This is a genomic window from Candidatus Lokiarchaeota archaeon, assembly GCA_014730275.1.
In the GTDB taxonomy this organism is placed as follows: Archaea; Asgardarchaeota; Thorarchaeia; order Thorarchaeales; family Thorarchaeaceae; genus WJIL01.
This window is the reverse complement of sequence record WJIL01000074.1, coordinates 1-4873: the sequence shown is the minus strand read 5'-3', so window position 1 is coordinate 4873 and position 4873 is coordinate 1. Positions and strand designations below refer to the sequence as shown.

4 protein-coding genes are annotated in these 4873 nt (G+C 44.4%); 3 read left to right on the top strand and 1 reads right to left on the bottom strand.

The genetic code is table 11. From position 1 onward, the window contains the following. Window positions 1-578 precede the first annotated feature (578 nt). A complete protein-coding gene (locus GF309_08635) occupies window positions 579-1787 on the top strand; it encodes a hypothetical protein (GenBank protein ID MBD3158838.1) in 1209 nt (402 codons plus the stop codon). A 106-nt stretch (window positions 1788-1893) separates the two neighbouring features. Here GF309_08635 and GF309_08630 read toward each other — a convergent pair whose 3' ends face one another. Continuing rightward, on the bottom strand, window positions 1894-2739 hold the full coding sequence (locus tag GF309_08630) for a CRISPR system precrRNA processing endoribonuclease RAMP protein Cas6 (GenBank protein ID MBD3158837.1): 846 nt from the start codon (window positions 2737-2739) through the stop codon (window positions 1894-1896). Window positions 2740-2899: 160 nt separating this feature from the next. Here GF309_08630 and GF309_08625 point away from each other — a divergent pair, with 160 nt between their 5' ends. Both GF309_08625 and GF309_08620 read left to right on the top strand, forming a co-directional pair. Further along, window positions 2900-3403: a hypothetical protein gene (locus GF309_08625; GenBank protein ID MBD3158836.1), complete on the top strand. Its 504-nt coding sequence runs from the start codon at window positions 2900-2902 to the stop codon at window positions 3401-3403. Next, window positions 3400-4449: a hypothetical protein gene (locus GF309_08620; protein ID MBD3158835.1), complete on the top strand. Its 1050-nt coding sequence runs from the start codon at window positions 3400-3402 to the stop codon at window positions 4447-4449. Before GF309_08625 ends, GF309_08620 begins: the two co-directional genes overlap by 4 nt. Window positions 4450-4873: the final 424 nt, after the last annotated feature.

Sequence of the window (4873 nt, the reverse complement as noted above, 5' to 3'; positions counted from 1 at the left end):
GTTGCAATTCCGGTTCTATCGGATTATGCTCTGTAACAGCCCCCTTTGACATATGAATTTTGCCCAACGGAACCCTCATAACTCTGCTTTCCGGGACCTCGCTCGATGGAGGGTTTTTTGACCACCCCTTTATAAGCTCGCACACAAAACGACGATTTTTGAGCTTAGAATCGTTCGTAGAGCGCCTCTCCGAGGGGTGAAAACCGCATTTTTCGATGGAGGGGTTTTGGCGACCCCCTTTATAAGGTCGCACACAGGATCCTGGAACGTTTGCGCATTTCAAGTCCCTTTGTATATCAAATGGCAACCTAAGAAAATATTCTATTACATAGACAAATTCAAATCAACCATCGGAATTGTGTCCACGACTCAAGAGTTGGATTACAGAAATTTATGATCGTACCATCCGCTCAATCGGATTGTACTTTTTATGCTTGGTTCATAGATAGCATACAAATTGTCACGATACTTGTATGAAAACGTAGTGTGCCTGTCTTACTACTTACAATTTTTCAAAATCCTAATCATAGATGAAAATGATTTGACTCAGCTTGGGTGTTTGATGGAATAGCCTTTATATTCCATGCAAAACTCAGTTGATATGGGGCAAATCCCCAAAGGAATTGAGGCAAACGACATTGAGTGATAGGCCAAAAGGTCTCATACAAACAGTGGGTTCTAATCCGTTGCCATTATTGATTTCGGCAGCCACGCTCAAGCCCGAGAAGTCCATTATGCTATATTCTAGACAAACCGAATCTGTGACAGAACGCCTATATGAGCTCTACAAGAACTTGGGAATCAAGTCCAAGAAGGTTCTCATAGAGGATCCCAAGAGTACGGAGGAGTGTGCCAAAGTCGTTACGCCAGACATGGGAGATTATCATCTGGATTACACCGGCGGAACGAAAGTCATGTCTTGCGGCGTTCGGTCTAAATGGCTCCAGCATGGTGGAACGCCCGATAGATGCTGTTATGTGGATAACCGGTCGGAGGAGCTGAGATTTGATGATGGCGAGACCGTGCCAATCAATTTGCTGATAACCCTAGACACAAAAATCAAGCTCCACGGATTCGAGTTGCTTGAGAAACGCCCCGAGCTTGGAAGGGGTCCAAAACTCTCTGATGGGGCTGTAATCGCCCAAGAAGCTTTGAAGGGAGATTTCAATTCTTACAAGAGCAAATTAGGGCGAATTGCAGCAAAGGTTCCTATGGATTCATCTGATACGACACCTCTCAAGCCGAACGATTTTGGTTTGAAGCTGAGCCAGAATCAGATACATCCAAAGATGAAAAGCATAACCCGAAGTACATGGAAGGATTTCTTCAAAGGGAAGTGGCTAGAGTATTGGATTGCCTACCTGATTGCCAAACTCGAAAAAGAAGAACCAATGAGAATACATGCCGGTGTGTCCGTGGGTACAGCTGGGGGTGGTAGCTTCGAATTGGACGTTATTGGTATTCGAAGACACAAAACCTATGTCATCAGCTGTACAACTGATAGTAAACCTTCTGAGGCAAAAATGAAACTCTTTGAAGTTTATATGCGTGCTCGACAGATGGGAGGGACTCTTGCTAGGTCTGCCATAGTTGCCGGGTTAGACTGGGCAGAGGAAGGTGATGGATCCATTCATGACCGAGTCGAAGACCTAGAAGAGGTTGCTCGACGAGCCTGGGATTCACCAAACTCACCAAAAGTATTTGGTCTCAGACATATGCGGGAATGGGCAGGAATTGGCATCTCTGAGCCTAATCTGTCCAGTTTGAAGAAATGGTTGAGTCGATAACTAGCACAGCCCACTTCTTAGATAATCAACAATGCCTGAAGTACATGTATTCGTCTAAACACGGATGTATCTGTTGCTACGAGAGAATCTCAATAATTGACGGGAACTAATTCGGTTTACAGCGTATCATATTCCCATTACCATCGTCAATTTTGACTGTGGTATTGACTTTCCCCAAACCAGCGGTTCGATGCTTACCAATGTTGCTCAGCTCTGCAAGTTGGGCTAACCCTATTGTCAATCTAGCCAAGGGATCCGCGGGATTATCTATCGTGTAATCTACTCGTCCGATGAATCCGATTGCTAGGATAGTAGAAGAGATTTTGACCGGATATGTTTGAATCCTGTGTCGAGACGTATAAACCTGTGTGCGAACCCAGTCCCTATACTCCCCGGTTGAAACAGGTATTGCTTTTCCTCCCACTTCGGCCCAGATTTTCAGAAGAGACGGAAATATCTTCTCGGGGTCAGGATATAGATACAGCGCCTCGCTTCCAAGGTGCGCTAGCTGCGTGGGAGTACGAAATCGCATGGTTATGAGGGCCTTGGGGGCATTCTTGATTCTGTTGTCCCCTGTCCAGTTGTGCATCATCTGCAAAGGGTGGTGCATCTTGAAATCAATTTGGAGCACAGGCATCCGTTTGCCAAAAACCTCGATTTCGGAGTTCTCCAACCCGATCATTTCTCGAACGAGGGGTTTGTACCTTGTTTTATGGAGGAGATTAACCCCGAATTTGTAGTCTTCATCAACATCTAGGGATGTATGAAAATCACTATTGAAGCGAAATGGATCGATTGCGTAGGTTCTGATGTCATTACCATCGTGCATATCTTTGCCTAGGGCAGGGGCAATGTCACTTACGAGTCCAAGAAAAGCAGCTCTTAGTGCGCCGCCGGAGAACCTGATTTCTCGACTGTGAAGACTTGAGACTGTGAATTCAAGCTGATACACTGGGTATTCCCCCGACTAGCTTTCCAATTTCTGCTCGATGAAATCGGAGTGCCCTTCTTTAATTGTTCCTCTTGTGTAGTACCTCGCATCATCTGTAGAGACCCTTGTATGGAAAAATGATATAATTCAATATCCGAAAAAACAAACAGGGCTGTTATGATTGGAAAATAGGTATTGGTTCGTAACTATCGGGTGGAGCTCTGCTGCAGCATACAACACCCTTTGGGCTGCCAAGCTGGAACATGATATCATCCCATCGAAAATCACGGTATTTCGTCTCATTCCTACTGAAGACAGGGATCGAATCATTACGAAACTTGATAGAGCTTACAATGACTTCATGTGCTGGTTGGATCGCTTCGAAGACGAAGTTGGTGTCTCGATTGAAAAAGAGACAATCAAGTATGCAGAAGAGGACTATGAAGAATACCGAGATGGATTTGTCCAGGAAATCAAGGATGTTCCAGCGAATTGCGAGATAGTAATCGACGTCACCCCAGGGAGGAAGTTTGTATCAGCTCTTGGGCTGACCTATGGCTGGTATCAGAAGGCTGAACATGTCTTCTATCTTCATCTGTTGGACGATAAGTACCTGAATCGTCCATTACCTGAAATCCCGGTCATGGAATACAAGCTTAGAGACTTTGCGAGGGGGGCACAATGAATTCCGAGTTTCTCATGACGCGAAATCAGCAATATGCGATATTCAACTGGTTCCTGAATAAGGAAATCACTGAATTCAGCATCGAGATTCCATGGCTATCCGATTCAATAATTGAGGTTTCACTCAGTGAAGACAGTCCTACTGCTGACATTAAAATACTTGCTGACGAAGATACGATGGATGGTGTTCCCGGCCGCGAGGAAATATCGTCCTACAACTTCAGGGATACACTCGTTGCTGCCGGTATTGTCAAACCAGGGGGATGGGATGACACTATCTCAACACTTGATGACGAAACCAACAGAAATCTCTACGCGGGCGATCGACCATGCAGAATAGTATTCGATACCAATGCATTTCTTCGAAGGTATTTCACACTCATTCATCGAACGTTGTATGAACTAAAAGAGAGAACTTCTTTAGCTGGATGGGGATATGTTGTTACTTCTGGTATCAGGGAAGAGATGGCTTCTTATGAGAAGAAGTACAGCCACAACGTTTTGAATGGATACAATGGCAGGTATAGCGAATCGTGGTTTGACTTCCATCAATTCTTCAACCAATTGATGGGTGTTGATAGGATGTTCAGAATGGGTAGTATCGAATGCGAGAAAATGATACAAACTGGACGTTGCCTCAGAGTGAGGTCAGACCGGGGTGATACGAACATAATTCGTGCTTTGGCAGAACACAGTAGGAATCAGGGCGTTGACCTCATTGCTGTTACCGAAGATAGCGATTTCATTGCAAAATGTAAATCCCACGAGATTCAGGGGCACCGTCTAGACATTCCCCAAGAAATTGACACCTCATATCGTATCGATTGGCTGAATCTATCTGAGCTTCTCTATGTGTTGGCGTTGCGTTTCGGAGCCGTAAGATTGCTGTGGCATCATTCAACTAGCGCACAGATGCTAGGGATTTGGCTAGGTAAGAAAGAGGAGCCGTGGAAGAATGAGAATGTACTTGTTAGGCCTGATGCAGCGACATTGTCCAGTTGGTTGAAGGAGAGCCTTAGTATAGGATATCCTTCTAGTAGCACTTGATGCGATTCAATTGCTTGGTGGAACCTGATCAAGACGAACCGCAAGTTCTTTCACCCGCAGAAACTGATTCCACCTTAGCACATGCTTTTTTCAATTTTCCGGGGAAAAAGCAATTCCATGTGGTTCCAGTCTCAACAGTCATCCTAGAGGGTTGTAATACTCTTTTACCATGTTTTCTGACATCAAGATGATTTCAAATAGTCGAAATAATCTTAGCAAGTTCAATTCGGAAGTCTCTTGCTCTAAGATTCTGGTTCTTGACTATGAATACAGCTACTTGCTACAAATATGTATGTCCGGCAAAAAATACAATTCACTTCCGGTGGGATTTCATAATCGAAGCGATCTATGTCCTATCAATTCTTTTCGTGCTCTTTTGTGACAAAAATCATGCATATGCGGTCTATGCAGATAACCCTTATAT

Bases quoted from the DNA above. Each gene is read 5' to 3' on its own strand.
- GF309_08620 (MBD3158835.1), top strand. From the start codon at position 3,400: ATGAATTCCGAGTTTCTCATGACGCGAAATCAGCAATATGCGATATTC.